Source organism: Streptomyces sp. B6B3, assembly GCF_039871525.1.
Lineage (GTDB): Bacteria > Actinomycetota > Actinomycetes > Streptomycetales > Streptomycetaceae > Streptomyces.
In genome coordinates this window covers 117822-139258 of the sequence record NZ_JBDPLU010000013.1, presented here as the reverse complement: position 1 = coordinate 139258, position 21437 = coordinate 117822, and the positions used below count along the sequence as shown (strand labels likewise).

Sequence of the window (21437 nt, the reverse complement as noted above, 5' to 3'; positions counted from 1 at the left end):
CGGCGTGGAGGGAGGCGGCCGCGTCAGACCACGAAGGCGGCGGCGAAGAGATAGGGCAGACTGCCGGCCAGCACGCCGGCGGCGACCACGGTGCCGGTCATCGCGACGCCACTGGGCAGGAACCGGGAGAGCGCCCCCATGGCGACCAGCCCCAGCGTGCCGAACAGCAGCTCGTAGATGACCAGGATCGGCGAGGCCAGCACGGCGAGCGCACACGTCACGGCGAAGAGCACCAGCGTCCGCTGGGCCGTTCCCTTGTCCAGCCTCTCGTCCAGCCTGTTGTCCAGCGCTTGGTCCATCGCGGAACTCCTCAGCAGCAGCCGGGTGGTTGAACGGTCCTGGCATCTATGTCCCCAGGCGGACGCCCGCTCATGCCCCGCGAAGTAATCGAATTGAGGGTGAGATGAGATCGGTTCTTGTCCGTTTGTTGTCCGCCCGGTAGCCGTTCGTTCGTGTCGCCCTCTGGTGCTCGTGCGGCCGAGCGTGGATGATGAGCGCGTTCGACGCTCCGCCTGTACTGCCATGACGTCCCCCCACATCTCACCGGCACCAGGAGGAAGTCCCCCACCCCCTCGCCCCGCGCCCGGGCCGAACGGGCGTCTCGGCGACGCGCGTAGACAGGCACACGTCTTGCGCGCAGGATGTCATGTGCAGGTCAGGCATGAGCTCATCGGCACCTCTCGAAGGGAGTTCACCGTGGCCTGCTCCTCCACCCCGCTGTGGGCCGGCACGACCACCTGGTTCTGCTGCGGCGCCGCCTGGGGCCCCTGCGGTTCCGCGGGCGGCGGCGCCTGCGGCAACTGCAGCTCCGGGTCCAACCACGCCGCCTGGCCCAACGCCTCGCAGGCGTGCTGGGACATCACGCGGCCCGACCTCTGCGGCGAGTCCGGCATCGTCCGCCGCGGCTGCGGCTCGGTGATGAACATCAGTCACCAGTGTTCCGGCGCCACCGTCTGCGTCACCATCACCGACTGCGGTCCGCGTACCAGGAGCTTCTGCGGCGAGCAGTCGTGCTGCGGCAGCACCTGCCGCGTCAACCGGGTCCTCGACCTGACGCCCGCGGCCTTCTCGGCCATCGGCAGCCTCAGCTCCGGCATTCTGCCCGTCGTCATCACCGAGTGAGCGAGCCCAGGAGGAGACCAGCATGACCGGAATGACCTCAGCCTCGGACCGCTTCGGCCGCCGCGGCTTCCTCACCTCCGCCGCCGTCGGTGGGGCCACCATCGCCGGCGCCTCCGCACTGGGCGCGTTCGACGCGGACGCGGCCTTCGCCGCCCCCACCCCCTCCCTGGACCCGGCCGTCACCCAGACAGAGTTCGCCGAGGGCCGGGTCAGCGGCATCAGAGGCAGCCTGCTGCACGTCGCCGGCTCCGACGGGCGGCGGCACCAGCTCCAGCTGACCAACGCGACCAGCGTGTGGAAGGTCCGCCCCACCACCATCGACGCGGTCGAGGTCGGCGACGGCCTCTACGCCAGGGGCGTGCGGATGCCGGACGGCTCCATCGCGGCCGACGCGGTGTGGGTCAACATCGTCAACCTCTACACCACCATCCGCGGCATCCAGAAGGACCGGCTGTACCTCGCGCACCACAACCACGAGCTGGTCGGCCGCACCTCGGCGGAGACGTCGGCCACCTACGCGGGTAGCGCGCTCACCTCCGATCTGTCGCGGCTGCGCATCGGCCAGCCCGCCCAGGTGCTGGGCGCCTGGCGGCCGGCCGACGACTCCATCGACCTGGTCCGCGTCACGGTCGGGCACTGAGCGTTCAGGGAGCGGATGTGACCTTCACGACTTTCCTGGCGAGCCTGCTGCCGCCCCTGCTGGCCGGGCTCCTGGTCTGGACCGGCGTCGGCAAGCTGGTGAGCCGCGAGCTGCGCGCCCAGGCGGCGCGGACGGCGCTGCCCCGGCTGGTCCGCGGCCCCGACCGGTCGGCGCTGGTGCTGCGGGCCACGGGCGCGGCCGAGGTGGCGCTGGCCGCCGGGCTGCTCGTGGCGCCGGGGTCGGCGGCGGTCGGCGCCGGCGTGGCGCTGCTCGGCGCGGGCTTCCTCGGCTATCTCGGATACGCCAGGGCGGTGGCCCCGGAGTCCGACTGCGGCTGCTCGGCGCGTACCGAGACGCCGGTGACCTGGCACTCGTTCGTCCGGGCCGGCGCGGTGGCGGCCGGCGGCGTGCTGGCCGCGACGGCGGCCGGGCCCTGGTGGCGGGCGCTGGGTGACCGACCGGCGCTCGCGGTGCTGCTGTGGGCGATCGGCGCCGGCGGGCTGGCGTTCCTGTCGGCCGGCCCAGAGCGCACCTGGCAGCCGAGGCTGCGCCGGCTCCGGCTGCGGCTGACCGGAAACCCGATGCGCGGCACGGACGGCGAGGTCCCGGTGGCGGCCTCGGTGGAACTGCTCGAACGTTCGCTGGCCTTCCAGTCGGCGTCCGGGCTGATCCGTTCCGGGCTGCTGGAGCACTGGGACGAGGACGGCTGGCGGATCCTGCACTACACCGGCGCGCACCACCAGGACGGCCGCGACCGGCCGCTCTCCGTGGTCTTCGCCGTCGCCGCCGACGCGACGCTCGACGACGCACGGGGCCACGTGGTGCGGGTGAGCGTCGTGGATCAGGAGACCGAGGAGGTGAGGACGACCGAGCTGCTGGGCGAGCGGCTGACCGGTCCGGGCTCCGGCGCCGGCCGGACGCCGCTGCCCATGGCCGGCTGACGGGTGTGCGGGTGCGGAGAGCCGCCACGGGGGGCTCTCCGCACCCGCTGCCCGGTCCGCTCGGGCCTGGTCGGGTCCGGCTCGCGGAACCGTCACATCTGCCTGGCGGCTCAGATGTCGCGGAACGTCTCGATCTGCGCGCCGACCGAGTTCAGCCGCTCGGCCAGGTCCTCGTAGCCGCGGTTGATGACGTAGACGTTGCGCAGCACCGAGGTGCCCTCCGCGGCCATCATGGCCAGCAGCACCACCACGGCCGGGCGCAGCGCCGGCGGGCACATCATCTCGGCCGCCCGCCAGCGGGTCGGGCCCTCCACCAGCACCCGGTGCGGGTCGAGCAGCTGCAGCCGACCGCCGAGGCGGTTGAGGTCGGTGAGGTAGATGGCGCGGTTGTCGTAGACCCAGTCGTGGATCAGGGTCGAGCCGTGCGCCGAGGCGGCGATGGCCGCGAAGAACGGGGCGTTGTCGATGTTGAGGCCCGGGAACGGCATCGGGTGGATCTTGTCGATCGGCGCCTCCAGCTTGGACGGCCGGACCGTGAGGTCGGCCAGCCGGGTGCGCCCGTTGTCCGCCGGGTACTCGGGGCCCAGGTCGTGGTCCAGGCCCATGCCCTCCAGCACCGCGAGCTCGATCTCCAGGAACTCCACCGGCACCCGGCGGATGGTCAGCTCCGACTCGGTGACCAGGGCGGCGGCGATCAGGCTCATCGCCTCGACCGGGTCCTCCGAGGGGGAGTAGTCCACGTCCCGGTCGATGTCCGGCACGCCGTGCACGGTGAGCGTGGTGGTGCCCACGCCGTCCACCCGCACGCCCAACTGCTCCAGGAAGAAGCACAGGTCCTGGACCATGTAGTTGGACGAGGCGTTCCTGATCACCGTGACGCCGTCGTGCCGGGCGGCGGCGAGCAGCGCGTTCTCCGTGACCGTGTCCCCGCGCTCGGTCAGCACGATCGGCCGCTCGGGCGTGATCCGCCGGTTCACCGTGGCGTGGTACATGCCCTCGGTGGCCGTCACGTCGAGGCCGAACCGGCGCAGCGCCATCATGTGCGGTTCGACGGTCCGGGTGCCGAGGTCGCAGCCGCCGGCGTACGGGATCCGGAACTGGTCCATGCGGTGCAGCAGCGGCCCGAGGAACATGATGATGCTGCGGGTGCGGCGCGCCGCCTCCTGGTCGATGGCGTCCAGGTCCAGCTCGGCCGGGGGCACGATCTCCAGGTCGGCGCCGTCGTTGATCCAGCGGCTGCGCACGCCCACCGAGTTGAGCACCTCCAGGATCCGGAAGACCTCCTCGATCCTGGCGACCCGGCGCAGCACCGTGCGGCCGGAGTTGAGCAGCGACGCGCACAACAGGGCGACCGCCGCGTTCTTGCTCGTCTTGACGTCGATGCTGCCGGACAGCCGCCGCCCGCCGACCACCCGCAGATGCATCGGCCCGGCATAGCCGAGGGAGACGATCTCGCTGTCCAGGGCCTCCCCGATGCGGGCGATCATCTCAAGGCTGATGTTCTGATTCCCGCGCTCGATGCGGTTGATGGCGCTCTGGCTGGTGGCCAGGGCTTCCGCCAGCTGGAGTTGTGTCCAGCCTCGATGCTGACGTGCGTCCCGGATGAGCTGTCCGATGCGGGCGAGGTAGTCGTCGGTCATACGCACGACCCTATCTCACATATGAGATGAACGCCTGTTGGGCAGCTTCTGTGCCGCCGTTCGAGTGACCAGGCTACTCGTTCACCCGCCGGGACACCGAACGCGGTGTCGTCCGACCGGGTCGGCTCGGCGTGTCGCGGCGCGCGGTCCGAGGTACCCGGGGCGGCATGACCTCCGCCGTCGGGATGTACTAGAGTTATCTCGATATCGAGATACTTGACGGTGGGCGGCCGTCGCGACGCGCTGAGGTTCACCTGAGCGGGCCGCCCGGCGGCGCCGGCGGCAGGATTGCCGTAGTAGCGCGCGAATCTGCACTGAAGGAGACAGTCGTGTCGGCGAACAGCTTCGACGCCCGTGGCACCCTGCGGGTGGGCGAGAAGTCGTACGAGATCTTCCGGCTTGCCACGGTGGACGGCTCCGCCCGCCTGCCGTACAGCCTGAAGGTGCTGCTGGAGAACCTGCTCCGCACCGAGGACGGGGCGAACATCACCGCCGATCACATCCGGGCGTTGGGGGAGTGGGATCCGAACGCCCAGCCCGCCCAGGAGATCCAGTTCACCCCGGCCCGGGTGATCATGCAGGACTTCACCGGCGTGCCCTGCGTCGTGGACCTGGCCACCATGCGGGAGGCGATCCGCGACCTGGGCGGCGACGCGTCCCGGGTCAACCCGCTGGCGCCGGCCGAGCTGGTCATCGACCACTCGGTGATCGCCGACAAGTTCGGCACGCCGGACTCCTTCCAGCACAACGTCGAGCTGGAGTACGGCCGCAACCGCGAGCGTTACCAGTTCCTGCGCTGGGGCCAGTCCGCGTTCGACGAGTTCAAGGTCGTCCCGCCGGGCACCGGCATCGTGCACCAGGTGAACATCGAGCACCTGGCCCGGGTGGTCATGGTCCGCGAGGGACAGGCGTACCCCGACACCCTGGTCGGCACCGACTCGCACACCACCATGGTCAACGGCCTCGGCGTGCTCGGCTGGGGCGTCGGCGGCATCGAGGCCGAGGCCGCGATGCTGGGCCAGCCGGTCTCCATGCTCATCCCGCGGGTGGTCGGCTTCAAGCTCACCGGGGAACTGCCCACCGGCACCACCGCCACCGACCTCGTGCTGACCATCACCGAGATGCTCAGGAAGCACGGCGTGGTCGGCAAGTTCGTGGAGTTCTACGGCGAGGGCGTGGCCGCGGTGCCGCTGGCCAACCGGGCCACCATCGGCAACATGTCGCCGGAGTTCGGCTCCACGGCCGCGATCTTCCCGATCGACGACGAGACCATCTCCTACCTCAGGCTCACCGGCCGGGACGAGGAGCAGATCGCCCTGGTCGAGGCGTACACCAAGGAGCAGGGCCTGTGGCACGACCCGGCGCGCGAGCCGGAGTTCTCCGAGTACCTGGAGCTCGACCTGGGCTCGGTGGTGCCGTCGCTGGCCGGCCCGAAGCGCCCGCAGGACCGGATCGCGCTGGCCGACGCCAAGGGCCAGTTCTCGCACGACGTCCGTGACCACGTGGCCGTGGTGGGCGAGGACGAGGCCAGCATGGAGTCCTTCCCGGCCTCCGACGCCCCGGCGGTGTCCAACGGCGTGCCCAGCAGCCCCGTCTCGGTCACCGGCGCCGACGGCACCGAGTTCGAGATCGACCACGGCGCGGTGACCGTGGCGGCCATCACCTCCTGCACCAACACCTCCAACCCCTCGGTGATGGTGGGCGCGGCGCTGCTGGCCAAGAAGGCGGTGGAGCGCGGCCTGACCCGCAAGCCGTGGGTCAAGACCACGCTGGCGCCGGGCTCCAAGGTGGTCATGGACTACTACGACCGCGCCGGCCTCACCCCGTACCTCGACAAGCTCGGCTTCAACCTCGTCGGGTACGGCTGCACCACCTGCATCGGCAACTCGGGACCGCTGCCCGAGGAGATCTCCCAGGCCGTCAACGAGCACGACCTCGCCGTGGTCTCGGTGCTCTCCGGGAACCGCAACTTCGAGGGCCGGATCAACCCCGACGTCAAGATGAACTACCTGGCCTCCCCGCCGCTGGTGGTCGCCTACGCGCTCGCCGGCTCGATGAAGGTGGACATCACCCGGGAGCCGCTCGGCACCGACTCCGAGGGCCAGCCGGTGTACCTGCGCGACGTCTGGCCCTCCGAGCAGGAGGTCGAGGAGGTCGTGGCCTCCGCCATCGGCCAGGAGATGTTCGGCCAGAGCTACGCCGACGTCTTCGCCGGCGACGCCCAGTGGAACGCGCTGTCCATCCCCACCGGCGACACCTTCGAATGGGACGCGGACTCCACCTACGTCCGCCGGCCCCCGTACTTCGACGGCATGACCCCGGACCCGCAGCCGGTGAGCGACATCGAGGGCGCCCGGGTGCTGGCCCGGCTCGGCGACTCGGTCACCACCGACCACATCTCGCCGGCCGGCGCCATCAAGGCCGACACCCCGGCCGGCCAGTACCTCACCGAACACGGCGTCGAGCGCCGCGACTTCAACTCCTACGGCTCGCGTCGCGGCAACCACGAGGTGATGATCCGCGGCACCTTCGCCAACATCCGGCTGCGCAACCAGATCGCGCCGGGCACCGAGGGCGGCTACACCCGGGACTTCACCCAGGAGGGCGGCCCGGTGAGCTTCATCTACGACGCCGCGCAGAACTACCAGGCCCAGGGCACCCCGTTGGTGGTGCTGGCGGGCAAGGAGTACGGCTCGGGGTCCTCCCGGGACTGGGCCGCGAAGGGCACCGCGCTGCTCGGCGTCCGCGCCGTGATCGCGGAGTCCTACGAGCGCATCCACCGCTCCAACCTGATCGGCATGGGCGTGCTGCCGCTGCAGTTCCCCAACGGACAGAGCGCGGTCTCGCTCGGCCTGACCGGCGAGGAGACCTACCGGATCACCGGCATCACCGCCCTGAACGACGGCGACGTCCCGGCGACCGTGCGGGTCAGCACGGAGACCGGCGTGGAGTTCGACGCCACGGTCCGGATCGACACCCCCGGCGAGGCGGACTACTACCGCAACGGCGGGATCATGCAGTACGTGCTGCGCTCGTTGCTGCGCAAGTGACCCACCGGCGCCGGCCACCGGCCGGCGCCCCGACCCACCCGCGGGCGGCCTCCCAGGACGGAGGCCGCCCGCGGCGTGTGACGTGGAGATCTCGACTCGGAAAAGCTTTCGTTGGTCATGTACGCGATCTTCCGCCACCGGCGGGAGTGGACTATACCTGTCGGGATCCGGGATCCATCGAAGGCGAGGACCTGACCATGCCCAGTCCGCACGTCAACCGTCGCACCCTGATCCGGACGACCGCGGCGGGCCTGTTGGCCGCACCCGCGCTCGGTGCCCTCACCTCGTGTGCCAGCGGGGGCGGAGAGAACGACGCCGTCGAGGGCGTCGCGAAGACCGACGCCAACCCCTTCGGCGTCAACCCCGACGCGGAGCTCGAAGTCGTGATCTTCGACGGCGGCTTCGGCGACCAGTACGCCGTCGACGCCGAGAAGATCTACGAGGAGACCTACGGCGCGGTCGACCACACCAAGACCCAGGAGATCCAGTCCCGGCTCCAACCGCGCATGGTGCAGGGCGATCCGCCGGACGTGATCGACAACTCCGGTGCCAACGCCATGGACATCGCCGCGCTGATCCGCAACGACCAGGTGGCCGACCTCACCCAACTGCTCGACGCGCCCAGCCTGGACGACAAGGGCGTCACCGTCCGGGACACCCTGATGCCCGGCACGGTCGAGATGGGCCAGTTCGGCTCGGACTCGGTGTTCCGGCTGTGCTACGCCTACCACGTCTACGGCCAGTGGTACTCGGCCAGCGCCCTGGAGCGGCTGGACGCGGAGTACCCGCGCACCTGGGACGAGATGATCAGCCTCTGCGAGCGCGCCAAGGGCCAGGGCATCGCGGGCTGGACGTACCCCGGCGTCTATCCGTACTACCTCAACTTCACGCTCTACCCGTTCATCGCCAAGATCGGTGGCCTGGAGGTCCTGCAGGCCATGGACAACCTGGAGCCGAACGCCTGGAAGCACGACGCGGTGCGCGCCGCGTTCGAGGCGTACCACGAGCTCGTCGCGCGCGACCTGATCCTGCAGGGCACCCCGGGCATGACCCACGAGGACGCGCAGGCCGAATGGACCGAGGGCCACGCGCTGTTCATCCCCAACGGCTCCTGGGTGGAGAACGAGGCCGCCTCCACCACCCCGCCCGACTTCGACATGGCCGTCGGCCCGCCCACCCCGCTGGACAGCTCGGACGCCCTGCCCTTCGAGACCCTGTGGGCCTCGCCGGGCGAGCCGTACATCGTGCCCTCCCAGGCGCCCAACGTGGCCGGCGGCATGGAGTTCATGCGGGTCATGCTGGGCAAGGAGTCCGCGCAGAACTTCACCCGCCTCGTCTCCTCGCTGACCTGCGTGCGCGGCGCCGAACAGGGTCTGGAGCTCGGCCCCGGCCTGGCCAGCGCCGTCGCGGCCATCGAGGCCGCCGGCGACAACCTGATCCTGTCCCGGCTCCCCGACTGGTACAAGCAGCTCAACGACGAGGGCATCGGCGGCGCCGTCGCGTCCATGATGGCCGGCGAGATCGGCGTCGACGAGGCCCTCAACCGCTGCCAGCAGGCGGCCGACGACACGGCGGCCGACGACTCCATCGAGAAGTTCCAGCACGCCTGACCGCCGCGCCCCAGCCGTTCCCAGTCACGGAGAGCAGAGCATGAACGATCAGGCCGCGACGGACCAGGGCACCCGGCGCACGCCGGGTCCCAGGCCCGCGTCCGAGCCCTCGTCCACGCCGGCCCGACGGGCGGCGACCCCGCCCGCGCCCCGGGCGCTGCTGGCGCTGGCGTTCGTCCTGCCGCCCGGGCTGACGCCCGAGCGGGTGCGGGGGGACCGGCGCTACCGGAAGCTCGACCAGTACCGGTTCGTGGCCTGGTTCCTGCTCGTTCCGCTGCTGATCTACGCCTTCTTCGTCGTCTCGCCGTTCGTCCAGGCCTTCTACTACTCGATGACGGACTGGACCGGATTCAGCAGCGAGTACAACTTCACCGGACTGGAGAACTACGAACGGCTCTGGAACGACGAGCTGTTCTGGAAGGCGATGCGCAACAGCCTGCTGTTGCTCGTCCTGGCCCCGCTGATCACCCTCGGCCTTGGCCTGTTCTTCGCCTTCATGCTGAACGCCGGCGGCCGGCACCGGAAGAACGAGGTGATCTCCGGCGTCACCGGGACGAGGTTCTACAAGATCTTCTACTTCTTCCCCCAGGTGCTGTCGCTGGCGATCATCGCCGTGATCTGGACCCGCATCTTCAGCCCGCGCAGCGGCGCGCTCAACGAGGGCCTGGACCGGGTGGGCCTGGGCTCGCTGCGGCAGAACGACTGGCTGGGCGGCGACATCGCCATCTGGTGCGTGCTGGCCGTGCTGTGCTGGTCCTTCGTCGGGTTCTACGTGGTGCTGTTCTCCGCCGCGATGAGCTCGATCCCGCGGGACATCTACGAGGCCGCGCTGCTGGACGGGGCCAGCCGGCCGGTCACGTTCTTCCGCATCACCTTCCCGCTGGCCTGGGACACCATCCAGACCGGCTGGATCTACATGGGCATCGCGGCCCTCGACGCATTCGCACTGGTGAACGTCATGATCCCGGACCACGGCATGGACATCGTGCCCACCTACCTCTACGAGAAGATGGTCAGGGACGGCCAGGCCGGCTACGCCACCACCGTCGGCGTCGCGCTCTTCCTGGTCACCCTGGTGTTCGCCGCCCTGATGTTGCGCCTCGGCAGGCGCGAACGGATCGAGTACTGAGGACCGATGAGCCGTGGGACGAGCCGTGGGGAGCGGAAACACATGAGCGTCACCCAGTCCGTCGAGAAGCCGGAGGACTCCGACGGCGCCGCGCCGCCGCGTCCGCCGTCGGGGCGGCGCGCCGGCGCGGGCGGACCGTCCGAGGGCCGGGTGCTCAACGTCTTCGCGCACTCCTTCCTGGTGGCGTGGACGCTGCTGGCGGCCGGCCCGCTGCTGTGGGTGGTGCTCTCCAGCCTCCGCCCGCACGCGGATCTGGTGTCCGACCCGTTCGGCCTGCCCACGGCGATCGAGTGGGAGAACTTCACCAACGCCTGGTCCAACGCGGACATCGGCCGGTACACGGTGAACTCGCTGATCATCCTGTCCGGATCGCTGACCGGCACGATGCTGCTCGGCGCGATGGCGGCCTACGTGCTGGCCCGGTTCGAGTTTCCCTGCAACCGGTCGATCTACCTGCTCTTCACCGGCGGCATGATGTTCCCGGTGTTCCTGGCCCTGGTGCCGCTGTTCTTCATCCTGAACAACATGGGCCTGCTCAACACCCGGCAGGGCCTGATCATCGTCTACATCGCCTACTCGCTGCCGTTCACCATCTTCTTCCTGGCGGCCTTCTTCCGCACGCTGCCCGGCGCCGTGCAGGAGGCGGCCACCCTGGACGGCGCCTCGCACACCCGGACGTTCTTCCAGATCATGCTGCCCATGGCCAGTCCGGGCCTGATCAGCGTCGGGATCTTCAACTTCCTCGGCCAGTGGAACCAGTTCGTGCTGCCCCGGGTGCTCAACGTGGGCAGCGAGGACGACGCGGTGCTGCCGCAGGGGCTGGCCGCGCTGATGGTCCAGCAGGGCTACGAGGGCGACTGGGGCGCCCTCTACGCCGGCGTCACCATGGCCATGCTGCCGGTGCTGGTGGTCTACGTGACCTTCCAGCGGCAGGTGCAGACCGGTCTGACCGCCGGGGCCGTGCGCTGACCAGAGGCCCCGGGACGCACCACCGGGGTAAGCGGTTTCTCTCCCGTTCTCCCGCGCTCCCGCCCGAGTTCATATAGTAGGCGCGGCGCCCCCGTCGCCGGGCGCCGTCGGGTCGCTGCCGAGCCGTGTGCGTCCGGTACACCGAAGTGGAGTGAGCCGTGGAGACTCCGGGGTCGCAGTCCTCGCTGCATCGGGCCAATCTGGAACGCGTGGTGCGCGCCGTGCGCGCCGCGGGGTCGCTGACCCAGGCCGACATCGCCCGCACCACCGGGCTGTCCGCCGCCACGGTGTCGAACATCGTTCGGGAGTTGAAGGAGCTGGGCACGGTCGAGGTGCGGACCGTCTCGGCCAGCGGGCGACGGGCCCGCAGCGTCTCGCTCTCCTCCGATGCCGGCATCGTGGTCGGCGTCGACTTCGGCCACTCGCACCTCCGGGTGGCCGTCGGGAACCTGGCGCACCAGGTGCTGGCCGAGGAGGCCGAACCGTTCGACGTGGACGCGTCGGCCGACGAGGGGTTCGACCGCGCGGAGAAGCTGGTGGGCCGGCTGCTCGGCATCGCCGGCGTGGACCGCCACAAGATCATCGGCGTCGGCCTGGGGGTGCCGGGCCCGATCGACGTGGCCACCGGCGCGCTCGGCTCCACCGCGATCCTGCCGGGCTGGCGCGGCACCAACCCGCGCGAGGAGTTGGCCGCCCGGATCGGCGTGCGGGTCCACGTGGACAACGACGCCAACCTCGGCGCGCTCGGCGAGCTGGTCTGGGGCAGCGGGCGCGGCTCGCGCGACCTGGCCTACATCAAGGTGGCCAGCGGCGTGGGCGCCGGCCTGGTGATCGACGGACACATCTACCGCGGGCCCGGCGGCACCGCGGGCGAGATCGGGCACATCACCCTCGACGAGTCGGGCCCGGTCTGCCGCTGCGGCAACCGTGGCTGCCTGGAGACCTTCACCGCCGCCCGGCACGTGCTGCCGCTGCTGCACGCCAGCCACGGCCACGAGCTCACCATGCGCCGGGTGGTGCAGCTGGCCAGGGAGGGCGATCCGGGCTGCCGCCGGGTGATCGCCGACATCGGCCGCCATATCGGCAGCGGCGTCGCGCAGCTGTGCAACCTGCTGAACCCGAGCCGGGTGGTGCTGGGCGGCGATCTCGCCGAGGCCGGCGAGCTGGCGCTCGGGCCGATCCGCGACTCGGTCGGCCGCTACGCGATCCCCAGCGCGGCCCGGCAGCTGACCCTGGTGCCCGGCGCGTTGGGCGGCCGGGCGGAGGTGCTCGGCGCGCTCGCCCTGGCGCTGCGCGAGATGGGCGACGGAATGCTGCTGGGCGGACCCTCGGCCACCAGGAAGTAAATCCGCGAAAAAGATTGAAAAACCCCACTTCCGAACAGGCTATTGCCTGAACGCGGTTCCTTGACCCCATCATCGAGAATGAAACGTTTGTGGCGGGGGCGACAGGAACGTATCAGTTTGATTGAGGCTTGTTTTAAGTATTGACGCCAACATTGCTCGGGGGGTTAGCTCGCCTCCGACGATGGCCGCGGAGTTGCGGCCCGACCCGGAGGCCAAGCCCACTATGCGTCGATACTTGCGAATTGCCGCCACAGGAGTCACCGCCATAGCGCTCGCCAGCGCGCTGGCCGCCTGCGGCGAGGCCGGCGGCGGAGACGACGAGGAGGAGGGGGGCGGCGGCGCGCAGTCGGGGACCATCGGCATTCTGCTGCCCGACGACGTCACGACCCGTTACGACACCTTCGACTACCCCTTCTTCGAGGAGAAGGTGGCCGAGCTCTGCCCGGACTGCACGGTCGAGTACAGCAACGCGTCCAACGACACCAACCAGCAGAAGCAGCAGTTCGACGCCCTGCTCGCCGAGGGCGCGGACGTCATCGTGCTGGACCCGGTGGACGCCTCGGCCACCGCGACGTGGGTGGAGGACGCCGCCGCCGAGGACGTGCCCGTGGTCGCCTACGACCGGCTGGCCGAGGGGCCCATCGCCTCCTACGTGTCCTACGACAACGAGCGGGTCGGCGAGCTCCAGGGCGAGACCCTGCTCGACTCGCTGGGCGACGACGCCGACGGCGCCCGGGTCGTGATGATCAACGGTTCGCCCACCGACCCGAACGCCGCCCTGTTCAAGTCCGGTGCGCTTTCGGTGCTGGAGGGCACCACCGAGATCGTCTTCGAGCAGGACGTCGAGGGCTGGGAGGCGTCGATCGCCAACCAGGAGATGGGTGCCGCCATCGACTCCCTGGGCGCCGACGGCTTCGACGGCGTCTACGTGGCCAACGACGGCATGGCGGCGGGCGTCGTCAACGCGCTCCAGTCCGCCGGCGTCACCGACGTGCCGGTCGGCGGCCAGGACGCCGAACTGGCCGCCCTCCAGCGGATCATCGCCGGCGACCAGACGTTCACCATCTTCAAGGGTTACAAGCCCCAGGCCGAGGCCGCGGCCGAGATGGCGGTGAACCTGATGCGCGGCGAGGAGCTCGGCGACGTCGCCCCCGACACGGTGGACAGCCCGACGGACGACGCCATCCCCAGCGCCATCCTCGACCCGGTCGCCGTCACGGTGGACAACATCGCGGAGAACCTGATCGACGGTGGCTACTACACGGTCGACGAGATCTGCACCGAGGAGTACGCGCAGGCGTGCCAGGACGCCGGGATCGGCTGACCGACGCCCCATCCACCCCGTCGCCCGGGGCCGCGCCACCCACGTGTCGGGTCGGCCCCGGGCGGTTTTCCGTAGTTCGAGGCAGTTCGAGGAGTTGAGCTCGAGCATGACCGCCGCCCCAGTTCTGGCGTTGCGTGGTGTCTCCAAACGGTTCGGCGCCGTGCAGGCGTTGACCGACGTGGACCTGGAGATACGTTCCGGCGAGGTGACCGCCCTGGTGGGCGACAACGGCGCCGGGAAGTCCACCCTGATCAAGACGATCGCCGGGGTGCACCCGATCGACGCCGGGAGCATCTCCTTCAAGGGCAGGCCGGTGCGCATCAGCCGGCCGCACGACGCCCAGGACCTCGGGATCGCCACCGTCTACCAGGACCTGGCGCTGTGCGACAACCTGGACGTGGTCGCCAATCTCTTCCTGGGGCGCGAGATCCGCCGACGCCACGTCCTGGACTCCGTCACCATGGAGCGCCGCGCCCGGGAGCTGCTGGACACCCTGTCCATCCGCATCCCCAACGTGCGCATCCCGGTGGCGTCGCTCTCGGGCGGGCAGCGCCAGGTGGTGGCCATCGCCCGGGCCCTGGTCGGATCGCCCGAGGTGGTGATCCTGGACGAGCCGACCGCGGCGCTGGGCGTGGAGCAGACCGCCCAGGTGCTCGACCTGGTCGAGCGGCTGCGGGACCGGGGACTCGCGGTCATCCTCATCAGCCACAACATGGCCGACGTGCAGGCCGTGGCCGACGACGTCGCGGTGCTGCGGCTGGGCCGCAACAACGGCCGCTTCCGCGTCGCGGACACGTCCGGCGAGACCATCATCGCCGCGATCACCGGCGCCGCGGACAACGCCGCCTCCCGACGCGCCACCCGCAAACCCCCCGCCACGGACGACGCGGACGGGTCGGACGGAACGGAGAAGGCCCGATGAGCACCGAGCCCTCGCTGCGCAAGGACGACAACACCCCCGCCGCCGACGGCGGGGGCAACGAGAGCGACGGAGGCAACGGCGGGGGGAACGGCGGCCCGCTGGCGGTGGACCCGCGGATGCTGGGGCGGGAGGCGGGCCTGGGCGGCTACCTGCGGGACTTCACCCGCCGGATCAGGGGCGGCGAGCTCGGCTCGCTGCCGGTCGTGATCGGCCTGATCATCATCGCCGTCGTGTTCGAGGCCGAGACGGGTCATTTCATGACCCCGCGCACCCTGTCCAACATCTCCGTCTACATCGCGGGACCCGGCATCATGGCCGTCGGCATCGTGCTGGTCCTGCTGCTGGGCGAGATCGACCTCTCGGTCGGGTCCATGGCCGGCCTGTCCGCCGCGCTGTGGGCCGTGCTCTCGGTCAGCCACGGAGTCAACGACCTGCTCGCCATCCTGTTGGCCATCTGCGCCGGCGCCTGCGTGGGCCTGGTCCACGGGTTCTTCTTCGCCCGCGTCGGCGTGCCCGCCTTCGTCGTCACCCTCGCCGGCTTCCTCGGCTGGTCCGGCGCGCAGATCTGGGTGATGGGCGAGGAGGGCACGATCAACATCCCCTCCGACAGCCTGGTGCGGGACTTCTCCAACTTCTACTTCACCGACATATCCGCGGCCTACTCCCTCGCCGCGGTACTCAGCATCGGCTACCTGCTGGCGCTGGTCCGGCAGGAGCGCCGCCGCCGGGCCGCCGGCCTGCCCACCCGCACCCGCGGCGAGATCGTGGTGCGCGTCGCGCTGGTCGCCGTCGCCGCGTTCGTCGCCGCCTACACCCTCAACCAGCACCGCGGCCTTCCGCTGGCCCTGGTCATCTTCCTGGGCGTGCTGCTGATCGTCGACTTCGTGGTCCGGCGCACCACCTACGGCCGGCAGATCTTCGCGGTCGGCGGCAACGCCGAGGCCGCCCGCCGCGCCGGCATCAACGTGGAGCGCGTCCGCATCACGGTGTTCGCCCTCGCCTCCACCCTGGCCGCGCTGGGTGGGCTCTTCCAGGCGGCCGAGGCGGGCGGCGCCTCGAAGTCGCTGGGCTCGGGCAACCTGCTGATGAACGTCATCGCGGCCGCGGTGATCGGCGGCACCAGCCTCTTCGGCGGCCGAGGCTGGGTGTGGTCGGCCCTGCTGGGCACCCTGGTCATCCAGTCGATCACCACCGGCCTGAACCTGATGAACATGTCCAGCGAGATCCAGTACATGATCACCGGCGCCGTACTCCTGATCGCCGTCGTTCTCGACTCGGTCTCTCGGCAGACCCAACGGACCGCAGGACGAACGTAAACAGCATCGAGATCGACATGGTCGATCGAAGAGCGGCCCGGGTTGCGGACAGTGGCCCGGGCCGCCCCGTGCGGGTGACGTATCCCTCAACCCGGCCCTGCACCCCCGACCGGGGGAACACTAAACTCGACGAACCACCGGCGGAGCGATCGACGCAATCGACAGCGAGGAGGAACGGTGCCGTTGCTGACCCGCATCTCGGGACCGCGCGACCTGGACAGGCTCACCCCGCAGCAGCTCGAGCAGCTGGCGGAGGAGATCCGCGCCTTCCTCATCACCTCCGTCGCAAAGACCGGCGGGCATCTGGGCCCCAACCTCGGTGTCGTGGAACTGACCATCGCGCTGCACCGGGTGTTCCACTCCCCGGCCGACCGGGTCCTCTGGGACACCGGACACCAGGCATACGTGCACAAGCTGCTCACCGGACGTCGCGACTTCTCCCGGCTGCGGAGCAGGGACGGCCTCTCCGGCTACCCCTCCCGCGCCGAGTCCGAGCACGACGTGATCGAGAACAGTCACGCCTCGACCGTGCTCGGCTGGGCCGACGGCCTGGCCAAGGCCAACGAGCTGCGCGGCATCGACCGCCACGTGGTCGCCGTCACCGGTGACGGCGCGCTCACCGGCGGCATGGCCTGGGAGGCGCTGAACAACATCGCCGCCGCCAAGGACCGGCCGCTGGTGATCGTCGTCAACGACAACGAGCGCTCCTACGCGCCCACCATCGGCGGCCTGGCCAACCACCTCGCCACGCTGCGCACCACCGACGGCTACGAGCGCTTCCTGGCCAGGGGCAAGCAGATGCTGAACCGCACCCCGGTCGTCGGCAAGCCGCTCTTCGACACCCTGCACGGCGCCAAGAAGGGCCTGAAGGACGTCATCGCCCCGCAGGGCATGTTCGAGGACCTGGGCATCAAGTACGTCGGTCCCATCGACGGTCACGACATCCAGGCCCTGGAGTCCGCGCTGTACCGGGCCAAGCGGTTCGGCGGCCCGGTCATCGTGCACTGCCTGACCGAGAAGGGCCGCGGGTACCAGCCGGCCAGGGACGACGAGGCCGACCAGTTCCACGCGGTGCCCGTCATCCACCCCGACACCGGCCTGCCGACCGCCGCCGCGGGCGCGGACTGGACCCAGGTCTTCGGCGAGGAGATCGTCCGGATCGGTCGCGAGCGCGACGACATCGTGGCCATCACCGCGGCCATGCTCCGGCCGGTCGGGCTGCACGCCTTCGCCCGCGAGTTCCCCGATCGGGTGTTCGACGTCGGCATCGCCGAACAGCACGGCGCGGTCTCCGCCGCCGGCCTGGCCACCGGCGGCATGCACCCGGTGTTCGCGGTCTACGCGACCTTCCTCAACCGGGCGTTCGACCAGCTGCTGATGGACGTCGCGCTGCACCGCTGCGGCGTCACCTTCGTGCTGGACCGGGCCGGCGTCACCGGCCCCGACGGGGCCTCACACCACGGCATGTGGGACATGTCGATCCTCCAGTGCGTGCCGGGGCTGCGGCTGGCCGCGCCGCGCGACGCCGAGCAGCTGCGGCTGCAGCTGCGCGAGGCCGTCCGGGTCGACGACGCCCCCACCGTCGTGCGGTACTCCAAGGGCCGGGTCGGACCCGCCGTCCCCGCCGTCGGCACCGTCGGCGGCATGGACGTGCTCCGCCACCAACCCGACAGCGACCGCCCCGACGTGCTGCTGGTGTCCGTCGGCGCGCTGGCCCCCGCCTGCCTGGAGGCCGCCGAGCTGATGCAGCGCCACGGCATCAGCTCGACCGTGGTGGACCCGCGCTGGGTGAAGCCGGTGGACGAGGCCCTGCCGGGCCTGGCCGCCGAGCACCGGGTGGTCGTCACGGTCGAGGACAACAGCCGCGCCGGCGGCGTCGGCTCCGCCATCGCCCAGGCGCTGCGCGACGCCGACGTGGACGTGCCGCTGCGCGACTTCGGGCTGCCCACCCGCTTCCTGGGGCACGCCGACCGCAAGGAGATCCTGGCCGAGGCCGGGCTGACGGGGCCCGACATCGCCCGCCAGATCACCGGCTACGTGGCCCGGCTGGACGGCCGGCTCGACGCCCCCACCGCCCGCCTCACCACGGACTGATCCCGGGACCCGCCCGGAAGCACGACGGGAGGCTCACCGCGCCCCTCCGGCGCGCCGAGCCTCCCGACCCCGTGGGCGGCGGCGCGCGCTCAGCCCTCCTGCCCGCCCATCGCGGAGGGGTCCATCCACATGACCTCCCACAGGTGGCCGTCCGGGTCCTGGAAGCTCCTGCCGTACATGAAGCCGTGGTCGGTCGGCTCGTTCGACGGCTTTCCGCCGGCCGCCAGCGCGCGGTCCGCCAGCGCGTCGACGTCCTCCCGGCTGTCGGCGCTCAGCGCGAGGATCGCCTCGGTGCTCCGCGCGGTGTCCGCCAGGTCCTTCTTGGTGAACGTCCTGAAGAACGGCTCGGTGAGCAGCATCACGGTGATGTTCTCCTCGATGACCACGCTGGCGGCGTTGTCGTCGCTGAACTGCTCGTTGATCGTGAAGCCGATCTCGGTGAAGAAGGCCCTGGCGCGGCCGAGGTCCTTGACCGGAAGGTTCACGAAGATCTGACGGGACATGGTGGTCTTTCCTCTCGCAACATGGCCGCTCGCTCCGGGCCGTTGTGGAGGTAGACCGGGCCGCCCACGGGAACTCATCGCCCGTCCGAAAAAAAATTCCTCCGACCCGGCCGGAGCGCTCAGCCGGGATCCCGGTCGAGCTGGGTGACGCTGCGCGGTCCGACCACCTCGGCGCCCAACGCCGTCACCCGGGCCCGCAGGCCGCGGTCGGCGGTGACCACCAGGCACCGCCGACCCCGACCCTCGTCCCTGACCAGCTCCACGATCCGGTCGTCGCCGCTGCCGGACGCGGACTCCACCCGGACCCCGGGGCCCGACGCCACGCCGCGGGCCGCGCCCTCGACCACCAGCACCACCTCGGCCGGGTCCGGATAGCGCGCCAGCCGGTCCCGCAGCCGTTCGGCCGCGCCGCGCCGGTCCCGCCACCAGCCGTCCGGCACCGACCCGACGACGTTCGCGCCGTCGACGACGACCAGCTGCGGGCGGTCCCGGTCCGCCGCCGGCGGACCGGGAGGCGCTTCCGGATCGTGTGCCCGCTCGTGGGGAGGCGTCACCGGGGGACGCTGGCCTCGCCCTGGGCCAGGAAGCGGCGGCCCACCACCCGCTCGGAGATGCCCTCGCGATCCAGGTACGGGGTGATGCCGCCCAGGTGGAACGGCCAGCCCGCGCCGGTGATCAGGCAGAGGTCGATGTCCTGCGCCTCGGCCACCACGCCCTCGTCGAGCATCAGCCCGATCTCCTCGGCGATCGCCTCCAGCGCCCGCCGCCGCACCTGCTCCTCCGTCAGCACCGTGTCCCCGACCTCGAAGAGCGCCGCGACCTCCGGGTCCAGCTCGGGCGTGCCGGAGTCGTACACGTACAGTCCTGACCTGCCGGCCGCCACCACCCGGCCGAGGTTGGCGGAGACGCCGAACCGGTCGGGGAACGCGGCGTGCAGGGTGCCCGCCACATGGTGGGCAACCGCCGGGCCGACGAGCTCCAGCAGCACGATCGGCGACATCGGCAGCCCCAGCGGGGCCAGCGCCCGGTCCGCGGTGGTCGCCGGGGTGCCCTCGTCGATGGCCCGCAGCACCTCGCCCATGAAGCGGGTCAGGATCCGGTTGACCACGAACGCCGGGGCGTCCTTCACCAGCACGGCGGTCTTCTTCAGCTTCTTCGCCACGGCGAAGGCGGTGGCCAGCGACTCGTCGTCGGTCCGCTCGGCCTTCACCACCTCCAGAAGCGGCAGCACCGCGACCGGGTTGAAGAAGTGGAAGCCCACCACCCGCTCCGGGCGCTTGAGCTGGGAGGCCATCTCCGTCACCGAGAGCGAGGAGGTGTTGGTGGCCAGCACCGCGTGCTCGGGCACCACCGCCTCCAGCTCGGCGAAGACCTGCTGCTTGACGCCCATCTCCTCGAACACGGCCTCGATGACGAAGTCCGCGTCCGCGAACGCGGCCGCCCGGTCCAGGCTGCCGGTCACCGACGCCTTCAGCCGGTTCGCCTTGTCCTGGGAGAGCCGGCCCTTCAGCAGCAGCATGTCCAGCTGCTCGTGGACCCAGGCCACGCCCTTGTCCACCCGCTCCTGGTCGATGTCGGTGAGCACCACCGGCACCTCGAGGCGGCGCGCGAAGAGCAGCGCGAGCTGCGAGGCCATCAGGCCCGCGCCCACCACGCCGACCTTGGTGACCTGGCGGGCCAGCTGCTTGTCCGGCGCCCCGACGGGCCGCTTGGCGCGCCGCTGGACCAGGTTGAACGCGTACAGTCCGGCGCGCAGCTCCTCGCCCATGATCAGGTCGGCCAGCACGTTCCGCTCGGCGGCGAGGCCGGCCGGCAGATCGCCGTCGCGGACCTGGGCGATGATGTCCAGGGCCCGGTAGGCGGCCGGCGCCGCGCCGTGCACCTTCTCGTCGGCGACGGACCGGCCCCTCGCCACCGCCGCGTCCCACGCCTCGCCGCGGTCCGGCTCCTGCCTGGCCACCTCGATCTCGCCGCGCAGCACGGCCGAAGTCCAGATCAGCGACTGCTCCAGGAAGTCCGCCGCCTCGAACAGCGCGTCCGCGATGCCCAGCTCGTGCACCTGCGGGCCCCTGAGCATGCGATTCTGGCTGAGCGCGTTCTCGATGATGACGGTGACCGCGCGGTCCGCGCCGATCAGCTGCGGCAGCAGCGTGCAGCCGCCCCAGCCCGGCACCAGACCCAGGAACACCTCGGGCAGCGCGAACGCCCCGACCGAACGCGAGACGGTGCGGTAGGTGCAGTGCAACCCCACCTCCACGCCGCCGCCCATCGCGGCGCCGTTGTAGTAGGCGAAGGTCGGCACCGCCAGCGCCGACAGGCGCCGGAACACCTCGTGGCCGCCGAGGCCGATGGCCAGCGCGTCCTCCCGGTGCCGCAGCATCCCGACGCCCTTCAGATCGGCGCCGACGGCGAAGATGAACGGCTTGCCGGTCAGCCCCACGCCGACGATCTCGCCCGCGTCCGCCTCGGCCTCGACCTGGTCCAGCGCCGCCGCCAGGTTGGCCAGCGAGCGCGGGCCGAACGTGGTCGGCTTGGTGTGGTCGAAGCCGTTGTCCAGGGTGATCAGCGCGAACCGGCCGCCACCCCCCGGCAGGTCCAGATGGCGCACCTGCGCCAGCGTGACCACCTCGCCCGGGAACAGCTCGGCCGCCTCCCGCAGCGTCTCCGCGGTTGTCCTGTCGCTCACGCTGGCGTCTCCCTGTTCGCTTCTCCGCCCGCGCGGCCGCGTGCGGCTGTCGTCGTCGTCCGCGACCCGGCAGCCGCGCGTGCGTCGCTCACCGGCGTCTCCCTGTTCGCTTCTCCGCCCGCGCGGCCGCGTGCGGCTGTCGTCG

The 21437-nt window shown here is 71.0% G+C and carries 17 protein-coding genes; 12 read left to right on the top strand and 5 right to left on the bottom strand.

Annotation, left to right across the window (positions count from 1 at the left end; genetic code table 11):
- Positions 1 to 23 precede the first annotated feature (23 nt).
- Entirely contained in the window at positions 24 to 299 is a 276-nt protein-coding gene (locus ABGB06_RS25120; protein ID WP_347593183.1) for a hypothetical protein, read from the bottom strand.
- Positions 300 to 648: 349 nt separating this feature from the next.
- Between ABGB06_RS25120 and ABGB06_RS25115 the strand changes: the two genes are divergently transcribed.
- Genes ABGB06_RS25115 through ABGB06_RS25105 form a run of 3 tightly spaced genes read left to right on the top strand, consistent with a single transcriptional unit; the run spans position 649 to position 2703 of the window.
- Positions 649 to 1122 (top strand): hypothetical protein, encoded by a 474-nt coding sequence (locus ABGB06_RS25115; protein WP_347593181.1) that lies wholly within the window; start codon positions 649 to 651, stop codon positions 1120 to 1122.
- A gap of 22 nt (positions 1123 to 1144) precedes the next feature.
- Positions 1145 to 1762, top strand: coding sequence for a cell wall protein (locus tag ABGB06_RS25110; RefSeq protein WP_347593179.1), 618 nt, complete (start codon positions 1145 to 1147; stop codon positions 1760 to 1762).
- A gap of 17 nt (positions 1763 to 1779) precedes the next feature.
- A complete protein-coding gene (locus ABGB06_RS25105; RefSeq protein WP_347593178.1) occupies positions 1780 to 2703 on the top strand; it encodes a MauE/DoxX family redox-associated membrane protein in 924 nt (307 codons plus the stop codon).
- 110 nt (positions 2704 to 2813) lie between these two features.
- Here the strand turns inward: ABGB06_RS25105 and ABGB06_RS25100 are convergent, their stop codons facing one another.
- Positions 2814 to 4343: a UDP-N-acetylglucosamine 1-carboxyvinyltransferase gene (locus ABGB06_RS25100; RefSeq protein WP_347593176.1), complete on the bottom strand. Its 1530-nt coding sequence runs from the start codon at positions 4341 to 4343 to the stop codon at positions 2814 to 2816.
- Between the two features lie 329 nt (positions 4344 to 4672).
- Here ABGB06_RS25100 and acnA point away from each other — a divergent pair, with 329 nt between their 5' ends.
- From acnA to dxs, 9 genes are all read left to right on the top strand, one after another.
- Positions 4673 to 7393, top strand: a complete 2721-nt coding sequence (gene acnA / locus ABGB06_RS25095) for an aconitate hydratase AcnA (RefSeq protein WP_347593174.1) — start codon at positions 4673 to 4675, stop codon at positions 7391 to 7393.
- Between the two features lie 197 nt (positions 7394 to 7590).
- On the top strand, positions 7591 to 9003 hold the full coding sequence (ngcE, locus tag ABGB06_RS25090) for an N-acetylglucosamine/diacetylchitobiose ABC transporter substrate-binding protein (RefSeq protein WP_347593172.1): 1413 nt from the start codon (positions 7591 to 7593) through the stop codon (positions 9001 to 9003).
- A 40-nt stretch (positions 9004 to 9043) separates the two neighbouring features.
- Positions 9044 to 10132 carry a sugar ABC transporter permease gene (locus ABGB06_RS25085; protein ID WP_347593170.1) on the top strand — a complete coding sequence of 363 codons (1089 nt, stop codon included), beginning with the start codon at positions 9044 to 9046 and terminating at the stop codon, positions 10130 to 10132.
- Between the two features lie 42 nt (positions 10133 to 10174).
- Positions 10175 to 11101: a carbohydrate ABC transporter permease gene (locus ABGB06_RS25080; protein WP_347593168.1), complete on the top strand. Its 927-nt coding sequence runs from the start codon at positions 10175 to 10177 to the stop codon at positions 11099 to 11101.
- A gap of 158 nt (positions 11102 to 11259) precedes the next feature.
- Positions 11260 to 12447 carry an ROK family transcriptional regulator gene (locus ABGB06_RS25075; protein ID WP_347593166.1) on the top strand — a complete coding sequence of 396 codons (1188 nt, stop codon included), beginning with the start codon at positions 11260 to 11262 and terminating at the stop codon, positions 12445 to 12447.
- Between the two features lie 223 nt (positions 12448 to 12670).
- Positions 12671 to 13771: a substrate-binding domain-containing protein gene (locus ABGB06_RS25070; protein ID WP_347593164.1), complete on the top strand. Its 1101-nt coding sequence runs from the start codon at positions 12671 to 12673 to the stop codon at positions 13769 to 13771.
- Between the two features lie 106 nt (positions 13772 to 13877).
- Complete coding sequence (locus tag ABGB06_RS25065; protein WP_347593162.1) at positions 13878 to 14693, top strand: ATP-binding cassette domain-containing protein; 816 nt, start codon at positions 13878 to 13880, stop codon at positions 14691 to 14693.
- A gap of 116 nt (positions 14694 to 14809) precedes the next feature.
- Positions 14810 to 16009 carry a sugar ABC transporter permease gene (locus ABGB06_RS25060; RefSeq protein WP_347593379.1) on the top strand — a complete coding sequence of 400 codons (1200 nt, stop codon included), beginning with the start codon at positions 14810 to 14812 and terminating at the stop codon, positions 16007 to 16009.
- A gap of 177 nt (positions 16010 to 16186) precedes the next feature.
- Positions 16187 to 18103, top strand: coding sequence for a 1-deoxy-D-xylulose-5-phosphate synthase (gene dxs, locus ABGB06_RS25055; RefSeq protein WP_347593160.1), 1917 nt, complete (start codon positions 16187 to 16189; stop codon positions 18101 to 18103).
- Between the two features lie 89 nt (positions 18104 to 18192).
- Here dxs and ABGB06_RS25050 read toward each other — a convergent pair whose 3' ends face one another.
- The 3 genes from ABGB06_RS25050 to ABGB06_RS25040 form a co-directional block, all read right to left on the bottom strand.
- Complete coding sequence (locus tag ABGB06_RS25050; protein WP_347593158.1) at positions 18193 to 18606, bottom strand: VOC family protein; 414 nt, start codon at positions 18604 to 18606, stop codon at positions 18193 to 18195.
- Positions 18607 to 18725: 119 nt separating this feature from the next.
- Complete coding sequence (locus ABGB06_RS25045) at positions 18726 to 19082, bottom strand: NTP pyrophosphohydrolase (protein WP_347593377.1); 357 nt, start codon at positions 19080 to 19082, stop codon at positions 18726 to 18728.
- 74 nt (positions 19083 to 19156) lie between these two features.
- Positions 19157 to 21292 (bottom strand): 3-hydroxyacyl-CoA dehydrogenase NAD-binding domain-containing protein, encoded by a 2136-nt coding sequence (locus ABGB06_RS25040; protein WP_347593156.1) that lies wholly within the window; start codon positions 21290 to 21292, stop codon positions 19157 to 19159.
- Positions 21293 to 21437 lie beyond the last annotated feature (145 nt).

Excerpts from the sequence above, each read along its gene's own strand:
- ABGB06_RS25085 (WP_347593170.1), top strand. The coding sequence starts at position 9,044 with ATGAACGATCAGGCCGCGACGGACCAGGGCACCCGGCGCACGCCGGGT.
- ABGB06_RS25080 (WP_347593168.1), top strand. The coding sequence starts at position 10,175 with ATGAGCGTCACCCAGTCCGTCGAGAAGCCGGAGGACTCCGACGGCGCC.
- ABGB06_RS25110 (WP_347593179.1), top strand. The coding sequence starts at position 1,145 with ATGACCGGAATGACCTCAGCCTCGGACCGCTTCGGCCGCCGCGGCTTC.
- ABGB06_RS25060 (WP_347593379.1), top strand. The coding sequence starts at position 14,810 with ATGCTGGGGCGGGAGGCGGGCCTGGGCGGCTACCTGCGGGACTTCACC.
- ABGB06_RS25050 (WP_347593158.1), bottom strand. The coding sequence starts at position 18,606 with ATGTCCCGTCAGATCTTCGTGAACCTTCCGGTCAAGGACCTCGGCCGC.
- ABGB06_RS25065 (WP_347593162.1), top strand. The coding sequence starts at position 13,878 with ATGACCGCCGCCCCAGTTCTGGCGTTGCGTGGTGTCTCCAAACGGTTC.
- ngcE (WP_347593172.1), top strand. The coding sequence starts at position 7,591 with ATGCCCAGTCCGCACGTCAACCGTCGCACCCTGATCCGGACGACCGCG.
- ABGB06_RS25120 (WP_347593183.1), bottom strand. The coding sequence starts at position 299 with ATGGACCAAGCGCTGGACAACAGGCTGGACGAGAGGCTGGACAAGGGA.
- ABGB06_RS25100 (WP_347593176.1), bottom strand. The coding sequence starts at position 4,343 with ATGACCGACGACTACCTCGCCCGCATCGGACAGCTCATCCGGGACGCA.
- ABGB06_RS25070 (WP_347593164.1), top strand. The coding sequence starts at position 12,671 with ATGCGTCGATACTTGCGAATTGCCGCCACAGGAGTCACCGCCATAGCG.